This window comes from Caballeronia sp. BCC1704, assembly GCF_902833455.1.
GTDB lineage: Bacteria > Pseudomonadota > Gammaproteobacteria > Burkholderiales > Burkholderiaceae > Caballeronia.
The window spans coordinates 217,491-243,238 of the sequence record NZ_CADFFT010000005.1 but is presented as its reverse complement, the minus strand read 5'-3'; the positions used below and the strand labels follow the sequence as shown (position 1 = coordinate 243,238).

Sequence of the window (25,748 nt, the reverse complement as noted above, 5' to 3'; positions counted from 1 at the left end):
CATGAAAGAAACCAGCAAAGCAAGCCTGCGCCGTTCCCGCGAACCGGCATTCGTGCAGCATTACCTCGTCGGCGACGGACTCGATATCGGCGTGACGGACGACCCGCTTTCGGCGCATGCGCACGTGTTCCCGCGCATGGGCAAAATCACGTCGTGGCCCGCGGACAAGGGCGATCTTTCGACGATGGATGGCGCGGGCGACGCAGCATTCGACTTCGTTCATGCGAGTCATGTGCTCGCGCGGCAGAACAATCCGCACAAGGCGCTCGCGCGATGGCTCGACCTCGTGAAGCCGGGCGGCCATGTCATCGTGACCGTGCCGGACGAGGATCTCTACGGAAAGGGCGTCTGGCCGAGCCGCTTCAACGGCGGGCACAAGACGAGCTTCACCATCTACAAGACAGAGAACAGGCTGCCGCGCTCGGTGAACGTCGTCGAGTTGGTGCAGGCCATGTCGCATGCCGCGGACTGCGAGCGCATCGCGCTGGTGCGCGACAACTTCGACGCCGCGCGAGCCGACGCCGACCAGACCGCCGACAGTTACGCCGAGTGCGTCATCGAAATTGTGCTGCGCAAACGCGCGGTGCCGACCGCGCATGAAATGAAACATGCGATGGAGCACGCGCGCAGCGCCGAGGCCGCCATCGCCGCGGCGCAGGCGGGGGTGCGTCAGTATCCGTATCGCTTCGACGTCTATCATCGCGCGATGATGCAGTTCTTGCGCTGGGACGCGCCCGAGCATGCCGACGCCATCTGGAAGCAGTGCGTCGAGCGGCTGCCGGGCGAACATCTGCCGCGTCTTTACGAGGCGTTGCATCTGATCGCGCGTGGCAAGCTGCGGGAAGGCTTCGCGCTGCGCGAAAAGGTGATGGCGCCGTTCGGATGGCAACGCCGCACCACCACGCAGCCGCCGCACAACGTGCCGGAATGGAAAGGCGAATCGCTGCACGGCAAGTCGATCGCTATCTGGAGCGAGTTCGGCCTCGGCGACGAAATCTTCTTTCTGCGTTTCGCGAAGATTTTCCGCGACAAATGCGGCGCGAAACGCGTAGTGGTCGTGTGTCAGGCGCCGCTCGTCGAACTGTATGAAGCCTCGCTCGATGCCGAAGATGTCGTCGATGTGCGAGACGCGGCGAACCTGTCGGGCATCGATTACTGGATTTACCCACATACCATCCCGGCGCATCTGCCGCTCGAACTCGAGGCGCTGCCGCGCACGGTGCCTTATCTGCGCGCGCCGGCGTCCGTTGTGTCGAAGCTGCCGGAAGTCGCGCCCGGCAAGCTCAAAGTCGGCGTCGTGTTCAAGGGCAATCCGACGCACGAAAACGACGGACATCGTTCGCTGCCGTCGCTCGCGGTGCTGAACGATCTCTTCGCGATGGAAGGCATCGAATTCTTCAGCCTGCAAAAGGGCGCGGGCGCCGACGAAGCAGCCCGGTATGCCACCGAGCGCGCGAACTTTCACGATGTGGGCGCGCGTCTCAACACAATGGCCGAGACGGCCAGCGCGATCGCGGCGCTGGATCTCGTCCTGACCGTGGATACGTCCGTCGCGCACGTCGCGGGCGCGATGGGCAAGCCGGTCTGGCTGATGTTGCCGTTCTACGGTGACTGGCGCTGGCACTACACGCGCGAAAACAGTCCGTGGTACCCGACCATGCGCCTGTTCCGCCGCCGCTTCGGTGGCGACTGGTCGGAAGTCGTCGCGCGCATCGGCGGGCACTTGCGGTATCAGCTGGCGATGAAGGCATCGGCCGTATGACGAGCCGCTGATCGAGCGCTTGCATCGAATGAATCGAAATCCGTCTATATCGTGTGACCTCGCGCGGGAGTGAGAATGTAAGCGACCTGCGATGTCCGGGAAAGGTTGCGCGCCGCCCTTCATGGCGCGCGCGGCCGGCATGGCCAGCGAGGAGAGCGGTAGTCGCCACGCGCGCCCATTCGCCCCGGACCACCGATTTTTTCTTCGACCCAGTTCGCCGCCTTACCCGGGCGGTTTTTTTTTGCTGGAGACAACTGCCCGACGAGCGACACGGTGCGTCAGTCACGCTGACAGACGTTATCGACATTGTTCGATATATCGCGCGATAACGTTTGACTAAAGTCATGAGTCGATGCCACAGCGGGTCGACGCAAGCCGCATGTGCAGGGTTCGGCGAAAGTCTCGCCGCACGCAGATGCATCGCGCTGGGCGAGGCGGTCGTCTCGCTCGTGGCCAGCCGCATTCCTAGTCAGGTGCTCTTATGTTGGTTTCGGATTCGATCAGCCAGGCCTTTCGCAAGTGTTGTGAAGCAGTGGGAATCGCATCGACGTTCCTGATGCCGGCGTTCTTCACGCTGTCGTTCGTCATTCTCGCTGCGTTGGGAACGGGTAGATCGGAGTCCGTACTAATAAGAACGGTGGCGGTCGTCTTCATCGCGTCCATGATCGTGATCACGGGCATGCTCCTCGCGGAGAGCCGGCAATACAAAAAGCACGGGACGTCGCAGGTCACGTCGATTCCGTTGCGTCACCTGGCTCAGCCCGCGCCGCAACGGGAAGCACCCCCTCAAGCGGACGGCGAACGATGCGACAGCAGCAAGCCGCGTTGCCGCCTGTGCCGCAGCGGCGGCCGGCGCGTGCGCCTCGGCTGCCTGACTCCTGGAGCCTACTGTGAAGACCGGAATGAATAGCGTCGCTTCGGACCCGGCCGGCCTTGCGTCGATGCAAGCGCTGTCCCCCGTCTTTCAATGCGATTCCACCTATCCTAAAATGGCCACAGGGCATGCCCGCCCGGTCGGGAGACGTGGCGATGAACTGGTCTGTTCGTCTGTTGCTTCAATTGCGCCAAGCAGCGCGTCTGTTTCGTGTTTCGATGCAAACGCGCATAGCGCCGGCGACGGTGTGCCTATGAATGGACACACGAGATCGATCCGCGTGGTGCTGGCCGACGACCATCCCATCGTGTTGATGGCCGTCTCCGATCAGTTTTCCAAGCTTGCGGGTTTCACGATCACGGCCACGGTGAACTCGGGAGCGGATCTCGTGCGCGCGCTCGAAAAGGAGCCGGCCGATCTGGTCATCACCGATCTCGTCATGCAGGGCGACGAAGAAGTGGAACTCGACGGCTTGCGTCTCGTGAGCAAGCTGCGCCGCTCTTATCCCGAAGTGCCGCTCGTCGTCCTCACGATGATGACGAGCGGCGGCATGTTTCACGAGCTCTGCAAGCTGGGCGTCGCCGCGATCGTCAGCAAGGAGGAGCCGGCGAGCGAGCTCGCGCAGATCAGCGTGCGCGCGCTTTCGACGAAGGAAACCCTCTTCTCGCCGAAGATTCAGCTTCGCCTCGCGCGCGAAGGCTCCACGACGAAGGACCTTGCGCGCGAACAGCCGCTTTCTCCGCGCGAGCTGGAAGTGGTGCGCCTCTTCGCGCAGGGGCTTTCGGTGACCGAGATCGCGCGCACGCTGAACCGTTCCGTGCCGACGGTCGCGACACAGAAACGCTCCGCCATGCGCAAGCTGCATGTGGAGAACCACGTAGACCTCGTTAAATACGCCGCGAAGACAGGGTTGGCCTGATGGAGCGTTTCTTCGCCGCATCGCAGGATTCTCCTCTGCAAATGCTGCGGATGCTCGAAAGCAACCTCAAGCGCGAACGGCGCATTTTCGCTATCGCCGTCGGGCTGCTGATTTTCGCCGCGCTGTGCGGTGCGACGGCCACCGGCTTCTTCATGTTGACGGCGACGTTGAAGACGGAAGAAGAGTTCGCGCAGGCGGCCATGCGCGGCGTGAACGTCAGCATATTCAGCCGTTACAACATGCTCACGGCGGGCAGTCTCTTGCTCGAAGTCGGCGCGTCGGCGCCCAAGGCGGGCGTGCCGGACAGTCCCAACAAGCCGAAATGCGAGCCGTATCCGCCCGGCGTGAATGACACGGCGCTTGCCGAGGCTTGCCAGGCAGCGCGTCAGATGATCCCCGAAGAGAGCACGCCGCCGCTCTTGCAGTACACGAGATTCGACGGTTCCGCCTCGGCCGGCTTCGGATTCTTCACGGAGACCGACAATAAGGTTCCTCCGCCTCAGCGACTCGCCGCGCTTGCTGAAGCGGCGAAGCTCTACATGAACACGCACAACATCGTCCCGCTCGAAGCCGCGCGCGACCGGCGCGTCATGTGGTATGTCGCGCCGCGCTCCATAGGTTTCGGCGCGCCGACCGTCGTCATGTTCATGGTGGTGGCGGGAGACGGCGACCCGTACGGGCTCGTGTTCACGCGCCTCAATCTCGACCGCGCGCTGCGCCGCGCGGTGCCGGAATCGCTCGAATCGCAGATCGCGATCTTCGACAACGATCATCAGGTGCTGGCGGGCGACGACACGCCCGATCTCCGGTTCATGGAAAACCAGCTCGCGAAAGCGCCGCCGGGCGCGTTTCACTGGCTGCCCGCTCACGGCTGGGGCGCGCGTCTCGACTCCCTGGCGCTCGGCATGGGGCATGTGGTCGTCGCGCTTCCCGTCGCGACGGAGCTCGCCGCGAAGCGCGTGCAAATGGCGATTCTGGTATTCGTCACCGGCGCGCTCATCGCCATGTTGCTTGCGATGTACCGCTACTGGAATTATCGCTTCCTCACGCGCTCGTACGAGCAGGCGTGCCGTGCGGTGGAGGGAGAGATACTTAACCATCTGCTCGTGCAGGCGACGCCCGTGGGCCTTTGCATCGCGTTGCAGGAAGACCTGCACGTGATCGCCGCGAACCAGATCGCGCGCTCGCTGTTCGATCTCAGCGAGACGTCCGCGAGCCTGCCCGCGGGCCTGCGCGATGCGTTCCACGCCCACGGCACGGCGCCGGCGGAGGACGGACACGACGCAGCCATCCGGCAGCTTCACTACACGCTCGACAAACCGGACGCCGGCACGCTGCATCTGAAGGTGTCGTATGCGGCGGCGGTGGTCAACAAGACCAACGTGTTCTTCTGCGCGATCGCCGACATTACCGAGCACCGCGAAGTCGAACGGCTGCTGCGCGAGGCGAAGGAAAGCAGCGACGCCGCCGCGAAAGCCAAGCTCAGCTTCTTCGCCTCGATGAGCCACGAGATTCGCACGCCGCTGTCCTCGCTCGTCGGCAATCTGGAACTCGTCGCGCTCGGGCCGCTCGCCGCCGAGCAGGAAGCGCGCGTTCACGCCATGCAGGCATCGGCGAGCGCGCTTTTGCAAGTCGTCAACGATGTCCTCGATTTCTCGAAGATGGATATCGGCGAAATGCGGCTTTCGGAGGAATGGGGCTCCATACGCGCGCTCGTCGTGCGCGTGATGGTCGCGCATGCGCCGCTCGCGAACCGTCAGGGCTTGCGCCTGTTCGTCGTGATCGAGCGGTCGTGTCCCGCGAAGCTGTTGTTCGATCCGATTCGCGTGTCGCAGATTCTCAACAACCTGCTCGGCAACGCGCTGAAGTTCACGTATTCAGGGAAGATCGTCGTGCGCGCGCGATGGGTGAACGACGCGCTCGAACTCAGCGTCGCCGATTCGGGCATCGGCATTCCTGCGTCGCAGCGCGAAAAGCTCTTTCAGCCGTTCATGCAGGGCGACGCGCACCGTCTCACGCAGGCGCGCGGAACGGGGCTCGGCTTGTCGATCTGTGTGCGGCTTTGCGAACTCATGAAGGGCCGCATTTCCCTCGACAGCACCGAAGGCGTCGGCACGCGCATTCAGGTGTGGCTGCCGCTCGCCGCCGACCATTCGTCCGACACCGGCGACGCCGCCTTGCTCGACGGCAAGCCCGCCATTCTGTGCCGCGCGAGCGAGTATCGGGAATGGTTCGAGAATCTCTACGACCCGGAGCGCAGTGCCGTCACGTACATGAATCACGCCGACCCTGCGCTCGCGGAAGGCTGCGAGTATCTGATCGCCACCGACGAGTTCACCGAGGAGGACATCAAGGCGGCGTGGAAGGACGGCACGCGCGTGATCCGCATGACGCAGGACGGTCCGCTCGTGCCCGTGCATTGGGGCGACGGCGTGCTCGAAGTGAGCGTCTTCAGTCTCAAGGCTTCAAGGACGCGATCGCGACCATCAAGGGACGCCAGCGTGCCTCGCCGCACGCCGACGACGCGCTCGCGCTGCCGGCCGCGCGCAAGGCGGGGCCGACGGTGGTGATCGCCGAAGACAACCGGCTCAATCGCGGGCTGTTGCGCGATCAGTTGCTGACGCTCGGGGCATCCGTGCTGGAGGCGAAGGACGGCGAAGAGGCGCTCGATCTTTTACGCAAGCATCGCGTGGATATCGTGCTGACCGACATGGACATGCCCAAGATGTCAGGCGCCGAACTGCTCGTCGCGGCGCGCGCGCTCGATCCGGCGATGCGTATCTATGCGATCAGCGCGAGCGCGAGCGCGCAGGACGTGGAGCGCGGACGCGCGCGCGGTTTCACCGATTATCTGACCAAGCCGGTCCCGCTCGCGGTGCTGGCGGGCGTGCTGCAAACCGCCGGCGTCGATGCGGCAGGCGCCGCGCCCGAGACCGCAGCGCAGGCCGGGAACGAAGCGCCGGAGGACGACGATCTCCCGCCGCGCTTTCCGCCGATTCCCGCCGCGTATATGCCGGACCTCGCCGGGCAGATCGACGAAGACATTGTCGCGCTCGACGACATCTGCAAGGAAAAGGACGCGCGCAGGCTGCGCCGCTGGGCGCATAAGCTGGCGGGTGGGCTGACGGTGCTCGGGCCTTCCATGCTGTACGACCAGTGCCAGGAACTGCGCGCGCTGCTGCGTGAATCGGAAAGCTGGGTGGAAGACGTCGATACCTTCACCGCGCTCATTCGCAGCGACCTGATCGAACTGCGCGACATGCTGCATGCCGCGCTCGATCTGCATCGCGGATAGCGCCCGTCGTCACATCCGATGCGTGGGCGCGGCGAGCGCGTCCAGTTCCTCGCGCGCCGCGAGCGCGTCGTCTTTCGAGAAGCGGTAGCCGCCGCGGCCTTCGGTCTTCGCTTCGTAGAGCGCGATGTCGGCCCGCTTGAGCGCGCGCTCGAACGATTCGCCCGGCTTCACAAGCGCAATGCCGATGCTCACGCCCAGCGTCACGACCACGCCCGCGTCGAGTTCATAAGGCAGCGAGAGATCGCGCACGATGCGCCGCGCGAACGCGATGCTTGCGGCATCCGCGAAGTAGGTCGCGACCACGGCGAACTCGTCGCCGCCCAGACGCGCCGCGAGTTCGCCATGCCGCATCGCGTTGCGCAGACGATCCGCGACGCGCCGCAGCAGTTCGTCGCCCGCATCGTGCCCGTGCGAATCGTTGACGTGCTTGAAGCCGTCCAGATCGACGTACATCACCATGACTTTCTCGCGGTGCGCGCTGCCCGCGATCAGGCGCTCGGCGTGGTCGCTCAGATAACGCCGATTCGGCAGGCCGGTCAGCGAGTCGTGATGCGCCCAGTGCAAAATCTTCGCTTCCGCGCGGCGGCGCGCCGTCACGTCCTCGACGATGATCACGGCGCTGCCGTCCGGCACCGGATCGCTGGTCAGTTCCAGCTGGCGGCCGTCGGGCAGCGTGAGTTCGAGCGGGGCGTGGCCGTCCTTCAGCCACTCGCCGCAGCGCGCGGTCAACTTCGCGCGCTGCGATTCGCCATGCTCGGCGAGCGCCAGATAGCCGATGAACTCGGGCAGCGCCACGCCGATGCGCAGCATGTCGGCGGTCGCGCCGAAGAGCTGCGCCACCTTGCGATTCGCGATGACGACCGCGCCCGCCGCGTCGATCGTGCAGAGGCCGTGCGGCATGTGCGCGAGCGCGGCGTCGAAGCGCGCGGCCAGTTCCGCGTGCTCTTCCTCAGCCGTCATCAGCGCAACGAGATTGCGATAGTGGCGGCGCACGACGACGCTCATCGCGCCGATATAGACGACGAGCGGCGGCACGAGCATCCAGTAACCGGCGGGGCCAAGAAGCGCGCCCACGCCGATCGGCACGCTGCCCGCGCAAACCTGCGAGATCGCGAGATGCGGCACGCCCGCGTTGCGCGACGCAATGCCGCCGAGCATGCCGGCCGTCACCATGATTGCGAGCGAGGCGAGCATGGCGTCGCCGGACATGACGCAGGCCATCGCGCCCAAGCCGGTCAGGCCGCACGCGATGAGCCCGAACGGCGCATAGCGCCGCGCCCACGGCGCCGGTTCGGGCGAGCGCTGTCGCCGCGCCGCCCGATAGCGGCACACGACAATCACGCGCGCGGCGAGAACCAGCGCGTCCGCAATGAACCACGCGACGGTCCACGGCGCGCGCACGCGCACGAGCGCGACCAGCGCGACGAACGCGGTCGAGCCGCCTGCGAGCAGCAGCGGGCGAATGTCGTCGAGCAGGGTGAAGAGGAGCGAGGAGCGAATGCAGGGCGTGATGCGCCCGTCGTCCGTTGCCGGTGTCGCCAGAAGGGAATCGAGCAAGGACGAGGAACCTGACATGCGAGATACCGGCGAAGCGGAAAAATACGGGGATGGCATCGGTGAAGCGCGGGCTTATCCGGCGTGCACCGTCATATGCGGGTTTACGGCAGGTCGGTCGAAAACTGAAAGAGGCGAGCGGTCAGCAGGCGCTATTGTCATCGCGCGAGCCGGCCTTCAGAATCTGCGCATCCCTTAACGCACGCTGCTTATCCATCGAGGACACACCATGGCAAAGATCCTGACGCTGCACGGCGTCAACCTCAACATGTTCGGCAAGCGCGACCCCAAGCAGTACGGCACCGCGACGCTCGCGCAAATCGACGAGCAACTGGCCGCGCTCGGCAAGGAACTGGGCGTCGAAGTCGAGTGCTACCAGACGAACATCGAAGGCGAGATGTGCTCGCGCATCCATCAGGCGTTCACCGATAACGTCGATGCAGTCGTCATCAACGCGGGCGCGTGGACGCATTACAGCTACGCGATCCGCGATGCGCTCGCCATTCTGACCGTGCCCATCATCGAGGTGCATATGTCGAACGTTCACGCGCGGGAAGCGTTCCGGCACGTGTCCGTGTTCTCCGAAGTCGTCAAAGGGCAAATCTGCGGCTTCGGCGTGGAAAGCTATCTGCTCGGCCTGCGCGCGGCGGTATCGGCGATCAAGTGACGCCGCGCCGCGTGTTGAGCCGTTACGCGCGGCTCGCGTCTTTCACGCTGGCGGCGGCGGCGCGGCGCGCGCGGCTTTGCACGGGCACCGGCTTGCGCTCGCGCAGCGTCGCGCCGCGGATGAACAACACGGCGAACAGCGCGCAAACGGTCCAGACGATGGCGATGATGGTCAGGTAGTTCATTGTCGTATTCCTCGATTCGATGCGTGTTCTTGTGAGGCGTGGTGCTCAGGCTTGGGCGACGGGCATGGCGAGCAGCCGGCCGATCAGCCTTTGCGCGATTGCGTGCTGCCCGGCCAGCGTTTCTGCGGCGTCGGCGGCGGCATCCGCGTTGACCTGCGTGCGCACCTGCGCGGCGAGGCGCAGCACGTTGTCCGATGCCGTCCGGAGTTCGGCGAGCAGGTCGGCTTCGAAAGCCGCCATGCCGGCGTGCGATTCGATTGCGCCGAGAATCGCCGTCTGATGCGGCGTGCCATTCGTTTGCGTCGTCTGGAACATGTTGGCTTCCCCGTAAGTGGATGAATCCATTCTGCGCGGGGAGCGTCCGAATCAATCCTCCGAAAAAGACCTGATTCCCGGTTCAGTTTGATCTCTTGACGACTCGCCCTCGCGCCCCACGAGGGTGCGGAGTCCATCCGACAAGGCTTCCCGGGGCGTCGGGGCGGTAAAATCGCGTGTTTTTCCGCGCGCCGTGAAGCACGGTTCGGCGAGTGTTCGCCCTGTACAGTCGCCCGTCGCACGAAAAAACAACACTTTTCGCGTTTCCCGGCAAGGCAGGCAGAGCGGCGCGCGTCCTTGGCAGTTCAGGCAGAGATCGACAATGGCTTCAGGCAACAACCCGGCAGCAGCGCAGCACGAAACACTCAGGCGCGGACTCAAGAGCCGCCACATTCAACTCATTGCGCTCGGCGGCGCCATCGGCACGGGGCTTTTCTTAGGCGTCGCGCAGACCATCAAGCTCGCCGGCCCGTCCGTGCTGCTCGGCTACGCGATCGCCGGGATGATGGCGTTTTTCATCATGCGGCAGTTGGGGGAAATGGTCGTCGACGAGCCCGTGGCCGGCTCGTTCAGCCATTTCGCCGACAAATACTGGGGTCACGCGGCCGGCTTCGTGTCCGGCTGGAACTACTGGGCCGTGTATATCCTCGTGAGCATGGCCGAGCTGTCCGCGGTCGGCATCTATATGCAGTACTGGTGGCCGGCGCTGCCGCCGTGGGTATCGGCGCTCGCGTGCTTCGCGATCGTTAACGCAATCAATCTGACGAGCGTGAAGTCGTACGGCGAGCTCGAATTCTGGTTTGCCATCGTGAAAGTCGCGGCGATCGTCGGCATGATTCTGTTCGGCGGCTATCTGCTCGTGTCGGGTCACGCGGGGCCGCAGGCGAGCGTCGCGAACCTCTGGCGGCTCGGCGGCTTCTTCCCGTACGGCGCGAGCGGTCTCGTGATGTCGATGGCCGTCATCATGTTCTCGTTCGGCGGGCTGGAACTGGTCGGCATCACGGCGGCCGAAGCCGAGGACCCGTCGCGCAGCATTCCCCGCGCGACGAATCAGGTCATCTACCGCATCCTCATTTTCTATATCGGCGCGCTCGGCGTGCTGCTTTCGCTGTATCCGTGGGACAAGGTCGCCACCGGCGGCAGCCCGTTCGTGCTGATTTTCCGCGAGATGAACAGCACGTTGGTCGCGAACGTGCTGAACGTGATCGTGCTGACGGCCGCGCTTTCCGTGTACAACAGCGGCGTCTATGCCAATAGCCGCATGCTGTACGGCCTCGCGCAGCAAGGCAACGCGCCGCGTGCGTTGTGCCAGGTGAGCGCGCGCGGCATTCCGCTCGCGGCGCTCTTCGTGTCGGCCGTCGTGACGGCGGCGTGCGTGCTGATCAATTACTTCATTCCCGGCCGCGCGTTCGAACTGCTGATGGGGCTCGCGGTATCGGCGCTCATCATCAACTGGGCGATGATCAGCATCATTCATTTGAAGTTCCGCCGCCACAAGCGCGAGCAGGGCGCGGCCACGACCTTCAAGAGTCTCGGTTATCCGTCCACGAACTATCTGTGTCTTGCGTTCGTCGCGGGCATCGTGTGGGTGATGTACGAGACGCCGGGCCTGCGGCTATCCGTCTATCTCATTCCTATCTGGCTGGCGGTTCTCGGAATCGGCTACTATCTCAAAACCAAGGGCGCCGCGCGCCGTCCCGCTCCTCCTTCGTCCTGAATTCAGTCCTGATACCCAGACCATGTTCGAACATATCGATGCCTACCCCGGCGACCCGATCCTCTCGCTGAACGAAAACTTTCAGAAGGACCCGCGCACGAACAAGGTCAATCTGAGCATCGGCATCTATTTCGACGACGCCGGCCGCTTGCCCGTCATGCAGGCGGTGCGCGAAGCCGAACTCTCGATTCTCCAAGAGCTCGGCCCGAAGCCGTATCTGCCGATGGCCGGTTTCGCGCATTATCGCGATGCCGTGCAGGCGCTCGTATTCGGCACGGGCAGCACGGCGCGCGCCGAAGGCCGCATCGCGAGCGTGCAGACGCTCGGCGGCTCGGGCGCGCTGAAGGTGGGCGCGGACTTCATCAAGCGATACTTTCCGGCGTCGAAGGTATGGGTGAGCGATCCGACGTGGGAGAACCATCGCTTCATCTTCGAGCGCGCGGGCTTCGAAGTGAATACGTATCCGTACTACGACGAAGCCACCGGCGGCCTGCGCTTCGACGCGATGCTCGAAGCCATCGACGCGTTGCCGGCAAAGAGCGTCGTGCTGCTGCATGCGTGCTGCCACAATCCGACCGGCGTGGACCTCGACGAAGCGCAGTGGGTCAAGATCATCGACGTGCTGCATAAGCGCGACCTGCTGCCGTTCGTCGACATGGCGTATCAGGGTTTCGGCTCGGGGCTGGAAGACGACGCGTTCGCCGTGCGCGAGCTTGCGCGCCGTGGCGTGCCGGCGTTCGTCGCGAATTCGTTTTCGAAGAACTTTTCGCTCTATGGCGAGCGTTGCGGCGGCCTGCATGTGATCTGCGACGATGCCGCCGAAGCCGATCGCGTGCTCGGTCAACTGACGAGCGCGGTGCGCGCCAACTACAGCAATCCGCCGACGCACGGCGCGAAGATCGTGACCAAGGTGCTGACGACGCCCGAACTCGCGCAGTCGTGGAAAGAAGAACTCGCGGCGATGTGCGAACGCATCGCGCGCATGCGCCGCGCGATTCACGACGGCCTGCGCGAGCACGTGCACGGCGAGGCGTTGTCGCGTTACGTCAAGCAGCGCGGCATGTTCACGTACACGGGTCTCGAAGCGCCGCAAGTGGACCGTCTGCGCGAGGAATTCGGCGTGTATATCCTGCGTTCAGGGCGCATGTGCGTCGCGGGGCTGAACGAGAGCAACGTGCAGACCGTCGCCGACGCCATCGGCAAGGTGCTGGCGAAGTAAGGCGTCGGCCACGCAATCGCTTCACAACGCGGGACACGACAGTACCTGCTGCGGCGGCAGCGTGCCCGGTCCCGCGTCCACTTTCGCGCCGCGCGGCAGCGTCGAGACGAGCCGCACGCTGTTTTCCCCAACATTCGCGAGCACGTACTGCTCCGCGCTTCCGTCCGGCTGCCAGTACACGCGATACACCGCGTCATCCCGATAGATATGCAGCGCGCCGTGCACGGCCTTGTCGCCTTGCACGAGATCGGCGCGCGCGCCTTCCTGCAACGTCAGCGCGTTGCCCGACGCGCCTTGCAGCACGCCGCAGGCGGGCTGGCCGGCGTGCGCGTGCGCGCATGCGAGAAGGGCCGCGCAGAAAGCCGCGTGGCGATACGGCGAAACGTTCATCGGCGATGCCTCCGAAAAGTGAATCGGCCACCTTCCGCAGCAAGTTATGTGCGTACCGCGTGTGAGGCGATTCGCTTCGCCGTTCGTCCGCGCGTGTGCTACCTTGAATGAGCAGCGTTCGATGTTGGAGGGCGCCATGTCAGTCATCGCACCCGACGAGAAGGCGGACTTTCTCGCGATTCTCGCGCGCCACCGGCTCGACCCGACCGATTTCCTCGTGCAGGAGGCGGGCGAATCGGATGTCGTGGACGACGTTTATCCGCTGCGGGGACACGTGAACATCGTGCGGCGCTCGACGCTCAAGGAGCGCGAATATCGCATCGGGCACGGCACCGCATGGGTGGCGGCGTTCGAGAAGGACCTCAATAAGGGCGCGTTCGGCTGAAACGCGCGCGCCGCGTAAGTGTTTTCAACGCATCTTTTTGAAGCGGAGCACACGATGAGACCGACCGACTTCACATCGTTCAGGGCGCACCTCGCCATGCTGCTCCGCGATCTGCCGCGCGGCATGACCGCCGATCTGACCGATGTGGCCGTTGCATACTGGAACGGCAAGCAGGTCGTCGGCGCGTATCTGCGCGATAACGGATGCATCGACGAAGATTTCGACTTCGACGAAAACGCCTGGGGCGTGTGGCGCGACGAGTTCCTGCTCTGGTTCGACGCCCCGCGCTTCTCGGAACGCAGCGATCTGAAGGCTGCGCTCGTCTCCGGCACGCATTGCGCGACGGTGCACGGCGGACGGTGGCCGCGTCCGCGCTGAAACTGCGTCGCGACGAAGCACTGCAGTCTTTTTCCTTCGCTCTCCCCGCCCGCGAACGGCACGTGACTTGCTGCCCCAGACCGGTCTGGCAACGTCCGAACCACGGCTGACGACGGCCGCGTTCCGCCATTCTTCAGGGAGGGTTGCAGCATGGCGAGTACCTCAAGACTTCATCCGCTGACGTTCGGCACGGCTATCGCATTCATCGTGATCGGACTCGTGCTCGCCGCGGGCGGCGCGTATCTCGTGACGCTCAATGGATCGTGGTACTACGCGATCACCGGCGTGGCCATCGTGCTGACGGGCCTTCTCCTGCTCATCCGACGCCGCTCCGCGCTGCTGCTCTTCGCGCTCGTGCTGTTCGGCTCGACGATCTGGGCGGTGTTCGAAGCGCGTTTCGACTTCTGGCAGCTTCTGCCGCGCTTGTGGATCTGGGTCCTGCTCGCGGTGTGGCTGCTCATTCCTTATGTTCATCGCGGCGCGCTGTTCGGTCCGCCTTCGACTGCGCGGGCCGCGCGCGTGCCGCTCGCGGCTGCCATCGTGCTGGCGGTGCTGCTCGGCATCGGCACGTACTTCACCGATCCGCACGATCGCGCGGGGAGCATCGACGTCAGCGTGGCCGCCGACCCGAACCAGCCCGACCTGAACGCCGCGACCGGACGCCAACCCGGCGACTGGATCGACTATGGCGGCTCGCCGCTCGGACAGCGCTATGTGCCGCTCGCGCAGATTACGCCGCAGAACGTGCATCAGCTGAAAACGGCGTGGACGTTCCGCACCGGCGACATGCCCGGCCCCGACGATCCGACCGAAACGACCGACGAGAACACGCCGCTCAAAGTGGGCGACACGCTCTTTCTGTGCACGCCGCACAGCAAGGTCTTTGCGCTCGATGCCGCGACCGGTAAGGAGCGCTGGCACTTCGATCCGCAGATTCAGAGCGCGGTCGGGTTCAAGCATTGGGAGCACATGACTTGCCGGGGCGTCGCGTATTACGATCCGGCGATGCATGCGGCGGCGGTTTCGCCTGCGGCCGCGTCCGAAGCGTCCGCCGCGCCGGACGCGTCATCCGATGCGCAGGCGTCCGCGCCGGCCGCCACGAGCGATGGCGCGGCCTCCATGCCCGCCGCGTCCAGCGATGCTGCTGCCTCCGCGCCCGCGCAGAGCGGTGATCAAACCGCCGCGCAACCGGCGCCTCAACCCGCCGCGCCTTCGAACGAATGCCCGCGCCGGCTCTTTCTCCCGACCGCCGATGCCCGCCTGATCGCGCTCGACGCCGACACGGGCAAGCCCTGCGCGAGCTTCGGGAAGAACGGGACCATCGACTTGCGCATGAACATCGGGCCGTTCACGCCGGGCGGCTATTACTCGACCTCGCCGCCGGCCGTCGCGCGCAATCTCGTGATCGTCGGCGGTCACGTGACGGACAACGAATCGAACAACGAGCCGTCCGGCGTGATCCGCGCGTACGACGTCAACGACGGCCATCTCGTCTGGAACTGGGATTCGGGCAACCCGGACGCCACCGAGCCGATCGCGCCCGGCGCAACCTACGTGCGCAACTCGCCGAACATGTGGTCGATCTTCAGCGTCGATGAAAAGCGCGGCATGATCTATCTGCCGATGGGCAATCAGACGCCCGACCAATGGGGCGGTCAGCGCACGCAGCAGGCCGAACGTTTCGGCGCGGGCGTCGTCGCGCTCGATCTCGCGACCGGCAAGCTGCGCTGGAATTATCAGTTCACGCACCACGATCTTTGGGACATGGACGTGGGCGGACAGCCGACGCTCGTCGATCTGCAAACCGCGCAAGGCATGCAGCCGGCGCTGATCGCGTCGACGAAGCAGGGCAGCCTTTACGTGCTGAATCGCGAAACCGGCCAGCCGATCATCCCGATCAACGAGGTGCCGGTGCCGCAAGGCGCGGCGCGAGGCGACCGCACGTCGCCGACGCAGGCCGTCTCCGCGCTCAACTTCAATCCGCCGCGCGTGCGCGAGGCGGACATGTGGGGCACGACGCCGTTCGATCAGCTCTGGTGCCGCATCAAGTTCAAGAGTCTGCGCTACGAAGGGCCGTTCACGCCGCCGTCCGAGCAGGGCACGCTGGTGTTTCCGGGCAACTTCGGCGTCTTCGACTGGGGCGGCGTATCGGTCGATCCGGTGCGGCAGATTCTGATCGCGAATCCGGATTACATGGCGTTCACGTCGAAGCTCATCCCGCGCGAGAAGCTGGACGAGCAGGCGGGCGAGAAGAAGGGCAGCGAGACGAGCGGCATCAAGCAGGCGCGCGGCACGCCGTTCGCGTTCGAGCTGAACGCGTTTCTGTCGCCGCTCGGCATTCCGTGTCAGGCGCCGCCGTGGGGGTATATCGCGGGTGTCGATCTGCGCACGGGCAAGATCGCGTGGCAGCACAAGAACGGCACGATTCGCGACAAGGCGCCGCTGCCCATTCCGATGCCGCTCGGCGTGCCGAGCCTCGGCGGCACCATCGTGACGGCGGGCGGCGTCACGTTCCTGACGGGCACGCTCGATCAATACGTGCGCGCCTACGACGTGCGCAACGGCAACAAGCTATGGGAAGCGCGTCTGCCGGCAGGCGGCCAGGCGACGCCCATGAGCTACGCCGACGCGAGCGGCAAGCAGTACATCGTGGTGACGGCGGGCGGGCATGGTTCGCTGGGAACCAAGGCGGGGGATTACGCGATCGCGTACACGCTGCCGTGAAGCGAGCGGGAGGGCGGCGGCGCGTTGAACCGCCGCCCGAAAGCGGACTTACACCGCGCGGCGATACGCTTCGGCCATCAGCGCGCTGACCTTGGCGCGGGCCTTCAGTGCGTCACGAACGGCGTCGGCGATAAGCGAAAAAAGCGGGGCGAGAATTCCCATGGCAACTCCTTGAATCGGTGGCGTCTAGTTTAACTACCTAGGTAGTAACCCGTATATTAGCAGGTTTGGTGCGACGCAGCAAACGACGCCTGCAAGGCTGGCTACGCTGAACGACTCATAGTGCGAACTTAGCGCGATAATCGACTGAACCGCGTGCTTCGCTCGTTCCCAGAAGGAGAACGCACATGAGTCGGCATTTTTCGGTTCGCGCAGTGCTCTCCCTGCTCGGCGCGGCGATGGTCGCGGCGGCGATCGCCGTGGGATGCAGCGGGGGCGGTTCTTCATCGACGACGAGTTCCGTCGCGGCCGGCGGCGGGGCGGCAGCGCCCGCGTCCAGTCCGGCCGCAGCATCGGGGGGAACAAGCGGCAGCAACCCGACGCAGCCGGCCACGCACCCGATGGACGTCGCGACCTATCACAACGACATCGCGCGCACCGGCCAGCAGCTTTACGAATCCGTGCTGACGCCCGCAAACGTCAACGCGGCCACGTTCGGCAAGCTCGCCGTGTTCGCGGCGGACGGCCCCGTCGATGCGCAGCCGCTTTTCCTCGCCGCCGTGCCCATCGCGGGCGGCACGCACAACGTGCTGTACGTCGCGACCGAGAAAGCGAGCGTCTTTGCGTTCGACGCGGACACCGGCGCCACGCTCTGGAAAGCGAGCACGCTCGCAAGCGGCGAGACCCCGAGCGACGACCACGGCTGCGGTCAGATCACGCCGACCATCGGCATCACGGCGACGCCGGTCATCGACCGCGCGCGCGGCGCGATGTATGTCGTCGGCATGTCGAAAGACGGCGGGGGCCGCTATCACCAGCGCATCCACGCGCTCGACCTTGCGACGGGCGCGGAGCTTTTCGGCGGCCCGACGGAGATTGCCGCATCGTACCGCGGCACCGGCGTGGGCAGCCAGAACGGGCGCGTCGTGTTCGATCCGGGGCAATACGCCGAGCGAGCGTCGCTGTTGCTGCTGGGTGGCGTCGTCTATACGGCATGGACGTCGCATTGCGACATCATGCCGTACACCGGCTGGGTGATCGGCTACAACGCGAGCACGCTGCAACAGGCGAGCGTGCTGAACGTCACGCCCAACGGACAGATGGGCGCGATCTGGATGAGCGGCGCGGGCCTCGCTTCGGATGGCGCGTCCATCTATCTTCTCGATGCGAACGGTACCTTCGACGCGACGCTCGACGGGCAGGGCATGCCGATTCACGGCGATTTCGGCAACGGCTTCCTGAAGCTCGCCACGACGCCGACGCTCGCCGTCACCGATTACTTCCAGCCGTCGAACACGGTGCAGCAGTCGAGCGCGGACGAGGATCTCGGTTCCGGCGGCGCGCTCGTGTTACCCGATCTTCCGGATGCAAGCGGCGCGATCCGCCATCTCGCGCTCGGCGCGGGCAAGAACTCGGTGATCTACGTGGTCAACCGCGATTCGATGGGCAAGTTCGATTCGAACGCGGATCACATCTATCAGGAGCTCGTCGGGCAGATTCGCGGGCCGGTGTTCGGCATGCCCGCGTACTACAACCGGACCGTGTACTTCGGCGCGATAGGCGACAGCATCAAGGCATTCACGATCAGCGACGCGCGGCTCTCGTCCACGCCCGCCAGCCAGACGCCCACGAGTTTCGGCTTTCCGGGCGCGACGCCGAGCGTGTCGGCGAACGGTGCGGCGAACGGCATCGTGTGGGCGGCGGAAAACGGCACCATCGCGGCGCTGCACGCGTACGACGCGTCGAATCTCGCGCGCGAGCTGTACAACAGCCGACAGGCCGGCGCGCGCGACCAGTTCGGCCAGGGCAACAAGTTCATCACGCCGACGATTGCGAACGGCAAGGTGTACGTGGGCACGCGCAGCGGCGTGGGCGTGTTCGGAGTGCTTTCGCGATAGATTCGGTACTGTCATCGCTTCATCGAGAGTGAGAGAGATCGAATGAACGCATCGCAACGCATCGACCAGTTGATCGCCGAACTGACGGACTGGCGCGGGCAGACTTTTGCCCGCGTGCGCGAAAGCATCCTCGATGCCGATCCGGAGATCGTCGAGGAATGGAAGTACATGGGAAGCCCGGTGTGGTATCGCGACGGCATGATCGCGGTCGCCAACGCGCACAAGGGCAAAGTGAAGGTGACGTTCGCTCACGGCGCGTCGATTGCCGATCCCGACGGGCTGTTCAACGCGGGGCTGGACGGGAACGCGCGGCGGGCCATCGATTTCTTGGAAGGCGATACGGTCGATGCGGCGCGGCTCACGCGGCTGGTGCGCGCGGCGATTGAGTTCAATCAAAAGAGAACGAAGAAGTCGAGGAGGTGAGAGCGGGTCGGGTCGCTTCTCTCGCGAGCGGCGCGACTCAAGCAAGTAATTGCTTTGTAGACCGAATGACGGTTGGATGCGGAGCATGCGTGAAGGCGCTTGTCGCTGTTCCGGTTCGCAATCTCTAATGCGCGCCGCGTGGCGCTCAAGACGCTTCGCGCAGTTCATACTGGCCAAGCGGCCCGATTCGCGTAGCCGGAGATGGCTCGCGGCGGCATGGGCCGGTCGAGCGTCTATCGGCTTCACAAGACGCTCTGAGCGTGTCCAATCGCGCTGGCTGCTTCTGCAACTGGCCGACGGACGCCTGCGCAGCGGGCTTGGCCGCACCGCCAACAGTCCGCCGTCGAGAGACCGCTCTGATCGTAGGAAGCGAACCGTCAAATCTGGCCGCTCGACCTACGCGCTTTCACCGTGCGAGGCTCCGACGCGCCTTCGCGGCACCGAAGCGTTCTCGTAGCCGGCCGGCGTTCGCGTGAGGTGCGGGCTTGGCCGCGCCGCATCCAGGCCACCGTTACTCAAGCGTCGAGAGGCGCGCTTCGCCGATGAAGAGCCATCCGGCCGCCTCGACTTAGCTCGCCCTCACCAACGCGCCTCCGACGTCCCCGGCGGCACCGACGCCCTGTCATAGCCCGCAGGCGTGCGCGCGAGTTGCGCGCTCGGCCGCACCGCTTCGAGTTCGCCGAATCCCGATGGCACGCGCTCCAGAAACGCCGCGATATCCGGCTTCTTCGCGAAGAGACCGCCCTCGATCCGGCCGAGGCCGCGCAGCCACTTCCCCGTCTGCGCCAGCGATACCTCCACATGCCAGCTTCCGCCTTCCCGCTGCTGCTTCCACAGCGCCGCCGCCGCGCCGAACGCCATCAGAAAGCCGGTCGCCATGTCGAGCATCTGCATGGGCAGCGCGCGAGGCTTGCCTGCGCCTTCTGCCTCGCCTTCGGCCGCGTTAAAGCCCATCGCGGTCTGAACGAGCGAGTCGAAGCCGCGCCGCCCGGCCCACGGGCCTTGCGTTCCGTAAGCCGACAACGACACCTGCACGATGCCCGGCCGGCGCGCCGCCAGCTCGTCCGGTCCGAAGCCGAGCGATGTCAGCCCTCCCGGCCGATAGCCTTGCGAGAACACATGCGCGTCGCCGATCAGACGCCACAGCGCCGTGCGCCCGTCTTCCGAGCGCAAGTCGACATGGGCCGAGCGCTTGCCCCGGCTCGTATCGGCAATGGCGGAAATGTTCGGCAGATGCGGCGAATTCACGAGCATCACATCCGCGCCGAACGCGGCGAGCGCGCGACCGCCGACCGGGCCGGCCAGAATGCGCGTCAAATCGAGGACGCGCACGCCGGAGAGCGGACGCGCATCGGCGGCGAGTGGTGGCAGCGCGAGCGGGGGCGCATCGCCGATGCGCGTGAACGTCATCAGCGGCTGCCCGGCGAGCGCGCGGCCTTGCGGCGTCGCATCCCATTCGTCGAAGCGGCGCAGCTTGGTGACGACGAGACCGCGTTGCGCGCAGGCCTCCTCGAAGTCGCCCGCGCGCCACTGGAGGAGCGCGCGCTCGGCGTCGGCGCGCGTCGCCGTGGCCGGATCGAGACCGAGCACGCGCAACGCGCCGTCCTGATGGTGGGCGAAGTTCGCATGGATGCGCACGTAGCCGTCGGCGCAGCGGTAGAGCCCGGAGAACGGCCCCCACGTTTCCGGCTCCTTGCCGTCGAGCGTGAAATAGCCGGTGCATTCGACGGCCGCGTGCGTCATGTCGACCGCCACGCGCTGACGCGGCGCGCCGCGGACATGCGCGAGCTCGCAGGCGGCGAGCGCCGCTGCGGCGATGGTGGACTGCGCGGCCGTGCCGACGGCGAAGGTAGAAGGAAAGACCGGATCGTGCCCGGTCAGGTCGACGAACGAAAGCGCATCGCCGGGCAGACCGGCGATGCGCCATAGGGAAGTGAGGGTATCGAAGGAAGCGGTCATGATCGGAGCGCGGCGACGAAAGATGCGTCATTGTCGCGCCGATTCGCGTCGGCTTCCCGCTACAGTTTTATGGGCGGGTGCCGGGCCGCTGCGGACGCGGCAGCCGCAACGTGCCGACGCTATGCGCCCGGCGCGACGCCTTCAGCCCGGGCGTGCAAGGTCGTCGGTTGCGTGTCTTGCCGCAGTCGCTTCGGTCGGGGGCGCGCCGTGCCCTCTTCTGCGTCCGGGCGTAGCGCCTTCAGCCTCAGGCGCGCGGGTTGCCGGTTGCGCGTCTCGCCGCACCGGCTTGGGACTGAGCCGTGCCGTGCGCCGAATCCTGCGCGCAGGCGTCGCGCCTTCAGCCGCGGCCCGCGCGCCGCCGCTTGCCACATCCTGCCGTAGCGGCTTCAGTCCGAGCCGCGCCGTGCCGCCGATTCCGCGCCCCGGTACGGCGAATCCGGCATGCCGCCTCCATCGACGATGCCCGTCCCCGCGATACCGAGCGGCGATCAACCCGCCCAACCACCAATCACCCCCGCCGCGTCGCCAGTTCCGCGCCCTGACGCAGTGCTTCGAGCATGCTGCCTTCATCGGCGATGCCCTTGCCCGCGATATCGAACGCCGTGCCGTGATCCACCGACGTGCGGATCACATCCAGCCCGACCGTCACGTTCACGCCCGCTTCCAGCCCGAGCACCTTCACGGGGCCGTGTCCCTGGTCGTGATACATCGCGACGACGAGATCGAAGTCGCCGCGTCCCGCGCGATAGAACAGCGTGTCGGCGGGCAGCGGGCCGGTCACGTCGAGACCGCGTTCCTGCAACGCCTTCACCGCCGGGATGATCTTCTCCTCTTCCTCGCCATAGCCGAAAAGACCGTTCTCGCCCGCATGCGGATTGATCCCGCACACGCCGATGCGCGGCTTCGCGATGCCGGCTTTCTTCAGCGTCGCGTCGCCGCGCTCGATGGTGCGCTGCACGAGCCCCGGCTCGATCTTGCGGATCGCGTCGATGATGCCGATGTGCGTCGTCACGTGAATCACGCGCAGCTTCGGCGCGACGAGCATCATCGACACTTCGTCCACGCCGGTCAGATGCGCGAGCATCTCCGTGTGTCCCGGGAACTTGTGGCCGCCCGCGTGCAGCGCTTCCTTGTTGAGCGGCGCGGTGCAGATGGCGTCGATCTGATTCGCCTGCGCCAGTTCGACCGCGCGGGCGATATAACGGTAAGCGGCGTCGCCCGCGACCGGCGAAAGCTGGCCGAACGGCAGGTCGTCGCGAATCAGACCGAGGTCGATGCAGTCGATCACGCCCGGTTCATAGCGCGCCTCGGATGCGTCCTCGACGCGCCGCACGGTGGCCTTCACGCCGGTGATCCCGATGGCGCGCTCGAGGCGGCGCGCATCGCCGATCACGAGCGGACGGCACTGCTGATAAACGGTGTCGTGCGCGAGGCTCTTGACGACGATTTCCGGGCCCACGCCGCTCGCGTCGCCCATCGTGATGCCGATTACGGGATGATAGTTGGTCATGGTGATTGATAGATGTTGAGAGTTCGCGTGGTTCTTAGCGGGCGCCAACGGGCGAGGCCGCTTCCGCGTGTTCGTTCGAGAGTCCGCGCAGATGACGATACGCGCCGTAGAGCGCGTGCTCGCTGCCGAACGCGCCTGCCTTCGTGACGATGGCGGCGCCGCCCGCCGTGTCCGATACGCCCGTCGTGGCGCGTCCGAGCGCGACGCCGGCTTCGATTTCGCGCACGAGTTCGAGGCTGCCGACGTTCGCCGCCGCGAGCATCGCGCGGGCGGTTTCGCCGCCGGTCGCAATGAGCCCGCCGAGCGCGTCGAAATGCGGCGCGACGAGCGCGGCAAGCGCGGTCGAAAGGCGCGCGCCTTCAGCGGGGTCGAAGGCATCGTCGCGTCCGATTCGCACGATCAGATCCTGACCGCCGCGCAAGGTTTCGCCGATGCGCTCGCCCCACGCTTGCCAGTCTGCATGACGCTCGCCGTCGCGCAGCACCGCCGGCGGCAGGATGAATTCGACGAGGCCCGCTTCGGTGCGCAGCATCGCGCATTGCCGCTCGGACACGGCCGACAGGCTGCCGACCAGCGCGAGCACCGGGCCGCGCGCCACATCCGCCGACGCATGCCGCGCCTCCGTCAATGCAGCGGCTTCGAACAGACCGGGCAGCGCCGCCAGTTCGCGCGCGAGTCCGCCCGAGCCGACCCAAAAGAACGGCGTATCGAGCGATGCCGTGATGCGCGCGAGCGCGGCGAGATCGTCGCTGGTTTCGGCATCGACGATCAACGCGCCCGTGCCGTTCGCCGCCGCCGTCGCTATGATCGCGGCGAGTGACTGCGGCTCGCCGCGCAGCGTGTCGAGCGCGACGTGCGCGGTGGAGAGGCCCGCCGCTTCGAGCATCGGCCCGAGGCGCGCATCGCGGCCGGCGTGTTCGAGCTGCCACGTTTCCGTCTCTTCTAGCGGCACGCCATGCACGAACACGATGCCGCCGCGCACGTCGCGGCCCGTCGCCGGAAACGCGGGCGCGACGATCGCCGGCCCGGCGAGACGCGCGAGCGCCGCGACTTCCGCGGTCCAGTTGCCGCGCAGCGTCGAATCGATTTTTTTGTACAAACGCCGGCCAGGCGCGCGCAGCGCCTGCCACGCATCCGCGACGCGCGCGCCGGCGTCGGCGGGGGCGAGGCGGCGCGTGTCGGTGTCGGCGGCGATCACGGTGGCGTGGTCGCCGGGCGACGAGACCTCCAGCGTCACGACCGTCTTGCGCCCGGACGCCGCGAACGCGATGGCGCAGTCGGCGGCGCCCGAGAGGTCATCGGCGAGAATCAGCATGCTTGCTGCTTGGGCAGGCTGCGCGCTCATTGCGTGGCTCCCCGCTTGTCCCGCGCGCCGACCGCCACGCGCGCTTCGCTGCGTGCGTTCACGCGCTTCGCAATCGCGGCGGTGACGATCGGCGTGACGATGGCCGTCACGACCACGCATGCCGCGACGAGCAGGGTCGCCGACTTCGCCGCCGATTCGTAGACCGGATTGGCCGCTGCGATCAGCGCGGGAACCGCCGCCGCATTGCCTGCGGTATTGGCTGCCGCCGCGCCTGCCACGCCCGTGCCCCCCGTCAGACGGTCCGCGAAGTAGAGCGGAATGCCCGTCACGATGACCACCGCAAGCCCAAGGCCGATGCCGAGCAAGCCAGCCTGCCAGACCTTGTGCAAGTCGAGGCTCGCGCCCAGCGCCAGCGCGAAGAACGGAATCATCACCGGCACCGCGCGGCCGAGAAAGTCGCGCATGTCGCGGTCCAGATTGCCGAGCAACATGCCGATGGCGAGCGGCAGAATGCTGCCGACGAGCGTCGGCCACGGAAACGCCGAGAGGCCCGCGACGCCGAGCGTGACCATCGTCAGGAACGGACCCGATTCGAGCGACATGATCGTGTACGCGCCGACGTCTTCCGAGCGTCCGTACTGGCCCATCAGCGCCATGTAGAGGCCGCCGTTCGTGTCGTTCATCGCGGCGACGACGGCGAGCGTCGAGATGCCCGCGAACATGCCGGAGCTGATCGGCTGCTCGCCGAGAAAATGCCCGAGCACGATGCCCGTCAGAATCGCCATGCCGACTTTCGTGGCGAAAAGCGCGCCGCCTTTTTTGAGCAGGTAGGGCGTCGCTTTCACGTCGATGCCCGCGCCCATGCAGACATAAAAGACCGCGAGAATCGGCAGCGCGCCGGTGAAGAGCGCGTTCGTGAACGAGCCGAAGAACTTCGGCATGCCCGGCAGGAACGTCGCGATGAGCGAACCGATCAGAAGCGGAACGATCATCATGCCGCCGGGTACGCGCTCCACCGCGCGTTTGATGGGAATCTGGGCCATGGGTGTCTCCAGGAGGATCTTGTCTGGTTCGATCAAGAAATGATTGCATCGATCATTCCAAGTGTATCCTTTGATCGAACCGCGCGCAATTCGACGCTTCTAGGCGTTTACACTGATCGAAACGCGCAAAAGTTGTGATGATTAATGATCGAAGCGATCAAAAGCGGCAGCGTGCGTTTGAGAGACGTCGGTCAGCATTGCCCGAGCCCGAAAGCGCCGCCCGATTCGCTAAACTTGCGGTCCGCCGCACGCGGCACGCGTCATCACGCTCAATCGAACAGGAACCGCATGAAAGTCGAGAAACGCCGCGAAGCCATGTTGAAGGCCGTGCTGTCCGGCATGAACGATGTGGCCGCGCTGTGCGAGCACTTCGGCATGTCCGAGGCGACGGTGCGGCGCGACCTGCGCGCGCTCGCCGAGGAACGCCGCATCGTGCGCACATACGGCGGCGCGGCGTCGGTCGGCGTGCACGAGCCGGAGGAATCGCTCGATACCCGGCGGGGGAGTTTTCGGGAACAGAAGGAAGCCATCGCGCGGGCGGCGGCGCGGCATGTGCAGGACGGCGACACGCTCTTTCTGGACGGCGGCACGACGACCGCCGCGCTCGCGCGCTGCCTCGCGGGGCGCAACGACATTCAGGTCGTGACGAACAATCTGCTGGCGGTGAGCGCGCTCGCGTCGGCGGACGTGCGCGTGACGCTGATTGGCGGCGACGTGCGGCCGTCGAGCATGAGCACGCTCGGACCTATCGCGCAGCTTGCGCTCTCGCGCGTGACGTATGACCTGGCTTTTCTCGGCGCGGACGGCGTGGTGGCGGGCCGCGGACTATGCGAAGCCACGGCGGAGCAAGCGTTTCTGAAGGAGTGCATCGTCGCGCAGGCGGCAAGCGTGTTTGTGCTCGTCACGTCCGACAAGCTCGGGCGCGCGAGCCAGCAGCATTGGACGCCGCTCGAACGCGAGTGGACGCTCATCACCGATTCGCTGGCCGACCCGGCCGCCGCGAGCCGCTTCACGGAGCGCGGCAACGTGACCGTCGAGCGCGCGGAGAGCGAGGCGCGCTAGCGGCG

The 25,748-nt window shown here is 66.0% G+C and carries 22 protein-coding genes; 14 read left to right on the top strand and 8 right to left on the bottom strand.

From position 1 onward, the window contains the following. The first annotated feature begins 1 nt into the window (after position 1). The 5 genes from HWX53_RS24160 (at position 2) to HWX53_RS24140 (ending at position 6,850) form a co-directional block, all read left to right on the top strand. On the top strand, positions 2–1,762 hold the full coding sequence (locus HWX53_RS24160; RefSeq protein WP_175945659.1) for a methyltransferase domain-containing protein: 1,761 nt from the start codon (positions 2–4) through the stop codon (positions 1,760–1,762). A gap of 481 nt (positions 1,763–2,243) precedes the next feature. After that, positions 2,244–2,672 carry a hypothetical protein gene (locus HWX53_RS24155; RefSeq protein WP_175945658.1) on the top strand — a complete coding sequence of 143 codons (429 nt, stop codon included), beginning with the start codon at positions 2,244–2,246 and terminating at the stop codon, positions 2,670–2,672. A 217-nt stretch (positions 2,673–2,889) separates the two neighbouring features. Next, positions 2,890–3,555 carry a response regulator transcription factor gene (locus tag HWX53_RS24150; protein WP_244140243.1) on the top strand — a complete coding sequence of 222 codons (666 nt, stop codon included), beginning with the start codon at positions 2,890–2,892 and terminating at the stop codon, positions 3,553–3,555. Then, a complete protein-coding gene (locus tag HWX53_RS24145) occupies positions 3,555–6,125 on the top strand; it encodes a HAMP domain-containing sensor histidine kinase (protein ID WP_175945657.1) in 2,571 nt (856 codons plus the stop codon). Before HWX53_RS24150 ends, HWX53_RS24145 begins: the two co-directional genes overlap by 1 nt. Next, on the top strand, positions 6,119–6,850 hold the full coding sequence (locus HWX53_RS24140) for a response regulator (RefSeq protein WP_175945656.1): 732 nt from the start codon (positions 6,119–6,121) through the stop codon (positions 6,848–6,850). The genes HWX53_RS24145 and HWX53_RS24140 overlap by 7 nt, the downstream gene beginning before the upstream one ends. 9 nt (positions 6,851–6,859) lie before the next feature. Here HWX53_RS24140 and HWX53_RS24135 read toward each other — a convergent pair whose 3' ends face one another. After that, entirely contained in the window at positions 6,860–8,425 is a 1,566-nt protein-coding gene (locus HWX53_RS24135; protein WP_175945655.1) for a sensor domain-containing diguanylate cyclase, read from the bottom strand. Positions 8,426–8,633: 208 nt separating this feature from the next. Between HWX53_RS24135 and aroQ the strand changes: the two genes are divergently transcribed. Further along, positions 8,634–9,071: a type II 3-dehydroquinate dehydratase gene (aroQ, locus tag HWX53_RS24130; protein WP_175945648.1), complete on the top strand. Its 438-nt coding sequence runs from the start codon at positions 8,634–8,636 to the stop codon at positions 9,069–9,071. Positions 9,072–9,093: 22 nt separating this feature from the next. On the opposite strand, the gene HWX53_RS24125 is transcribed toward aroQ, so the two are convergent. Then, the gene (locus tag HWX53_RS24125; RefSeq protein WP_175945646.1) at positions 9,094–9,255 is read right to left on the bottom strand and encodes a hypothetical protein; all 162 of its coding nucleotides are present in this window, start codon (positions 9,253–9,255) and stop codon (positions 9,094–9,096) included. Between the two features lie 45 nt (positions 9,256–9,300). After that, positions 9,301–9,600, bottom strand: a complete 300-nt coding sequence (locus tag HWX53_RS24120; RefSeq protein ID WP_244140242.1) for a hypothetical protein — start codon at positions 9,598–9,600, stop codon at positions 9,301–9,303. Between the two features lie 292 nt (positions 9,601–9,892). Between HWX53_RS24120 and HWX53_RS24115 the strand changes: the two genes are divergently transcribed. Both HWX53_RS24115 and HWX53_RS24110 read left to right on the top strand, forming a co-directional pair. Then, on the top strand, positions 9,893–11,287 hold the full coding sequence (locus HWX53_RS24115; RefSeq protein WP_175945644.1) for an amino acid permease: 1,395 nt from the start codon (positions 9,893–9,895) through the stop codon (positions 11,285–11,287). 22 nt (positions 11,288–11,309) lie between these two features. Continuing rightward, entirely contained in the window at positions 11,310–12,506 is a 1,197-nt protein-coding gene (locus HWX53_RS24110; RefSeq protein WP_175945642.1) for an amino acid aminotransferase, read from the top strand. 21 nt (positions 12,507–12,527) lie between these two features. Here the strand turns inward: HWX53_RS24110 and HWX53_RS24105 are convergent, their stop codons facing one another. Next, complete coding sequence (locus HWX53_RS24105; RefSeq protein WP_175945640.1) at positions 12,528–12,896, bottom strand: hypothetical protein; 369 nt, start codon at positions 12,894–12,896, stop codon at positions 12,528–12,530. A 136-nt stretch (positions 12,897–13,032) separates the two neighbouring features. Between HWX53_RS24105 and HWX53_RS24100 the strand changes: the two genes are divergently transcribed. The 5 genes from HWX53_RS24100 to HWX53_RS24080 all read left to right on the top strand — a co-directional run bounded on the left by HWX53_RS24100 (position 13,033) and on the right by HWX53_RS24080 (position 18,863). Next, positions 13,033–13,281 carry a hypothetical protein gene (locus tag HWX53_RS24100; protein WP_175945638.1) on the top strand — a complete coding sequence of 83 codons (249 nt, stop codon included), beginning with the start codon at positions 13,033–13,035 and terminating at the stop codon, positions 13,279–13,281. A 54-nt stretch (positions 13,282–13,335) separates the two neighbouring features. Further along, positions 13,336–13,659, top strand: coding sequence for a hypothetical protein (locus HWX53_RS24095; RefSeq protein WP_175945636.1), 324 nt, complete (start codon positions 13,336–13,338; stop codon positions 13,657–13,659). 150 nt (positions 13,660–13,809) lie between these two features. Then, the gene (locus HWX53_RS24090; RefSeq protein ID WP_175945634.1) at positions 13,810–16,383 is read left to right on the top strand and encodes a glucose/quinate/shikimate family membrane-bound PQQ-dependent dehydrogenase; all 2,574 of its coding nucleotides are present in this window, start codon (positions 13,810–13,812) and stop codon (positions 16,381–16,383) included. A gap of 347 nt (positions 16,384–16,730) precedes the next feature. Then, positions 16,731–18,440: a PQQ-binding-like beta-propeller repeat protein gene (locus HWX53_RS24085; RefSeq protein ID WP_175945632.1), complete on the top strand. Its 1,710-nt coding sequence runs from the start codon at positions 16,731–16,733 to the stop codon at positions 18,438–18,440. Between the two features lie 42 nt (positions 18,441–18,482). Beyond that, positions 18,483–18,863: a DUF1801 domain-containing protein gene (locus tag HWX53_RS24080; RefSeq protein ID WP_175945630.1), complete on the top strand. Its 381-nt coding sequence runs from the start codon at positions 18,483–18,485 to the stop codon at positions 18,861–18,863. Positions 18,864–19,442: 579 nt separating this feature from the next. Here HWX53_RS24080 and HWX53_RS24075 read toward each other — a convergent pair. From HWX53_RS24075 to HWX53_RS24060, 4 genes are all read right to left on the bottom strand, one after another. Beyond that, positions 19,443–20,822 (bottom strand): CoA transferase, encoded by a 1,380-nt coding sequence (locus tag HWX53_RS24075; RefSeq protein WP_175945628.1) that lies wholly within the window; start codon positions 20,820–20,822, stop codon positions 19,443–19,445. Between the two features lie 508 nt (positions 20,823–21,330). Then, positions 21,331–22,332, bottom strand: coding sequence for a 4-hydroxythreonine-4-phosphate dehydrogenase PdxA (gene pdxA, locus HWX53_RS24070; RefSeq protein WP_175945627.1), 1,002 nt, complete (start codon positions 22,330–22,332; stop codon positions 21,331–21,333). A 34-nt stretch (positions 22,333–22,366) separates the two neighbouring features. After that, positions 22,367–23,677 (bottom strand): four-carbon acid sugar kinase family protein, encoded by a 1,311-nt coding sequence (locus HWX53_RS24065; protein ID WP_175945625.1) that lies wholly within the window; start codon positions 23,675–23,677, stop codon positions 22,367–22,369. Next, on the bottom strand, positions 23,674–24,681 hold the full coding sequence (locus HWX53_RS24060; protein ID WP_175945623.1) for a 2-keto-3-deoxygluconate permease: 1,008 nt from the start codon (positions 24,679–24,681) through the stop codon (positions 23,674–23,676). The genes HWX53_RS24065 and HWX53_RS24060 overlap by 4 nt, the downstream gene beginning before the upstream one ends. Positions 24,682–24,969: 288 nt before the next feature. Between HWX53_RS24060 and HWX53_RS24055 the strand changes: the two genes are divergently transcribed. Then, on the top strand, positions 24,970–25,743 hold the full coding sequence (locus HWX53_RS24055; protein WP_175945621.1) for a DeoR/GlpR family DNA-binding transcription regulator: 774 nt from the start codon (positions 24,970–24,972) through the stop codon (positions 25,741–25,743). Positions 25,744–25,748 lie beyond the last annotated feature (5 nt).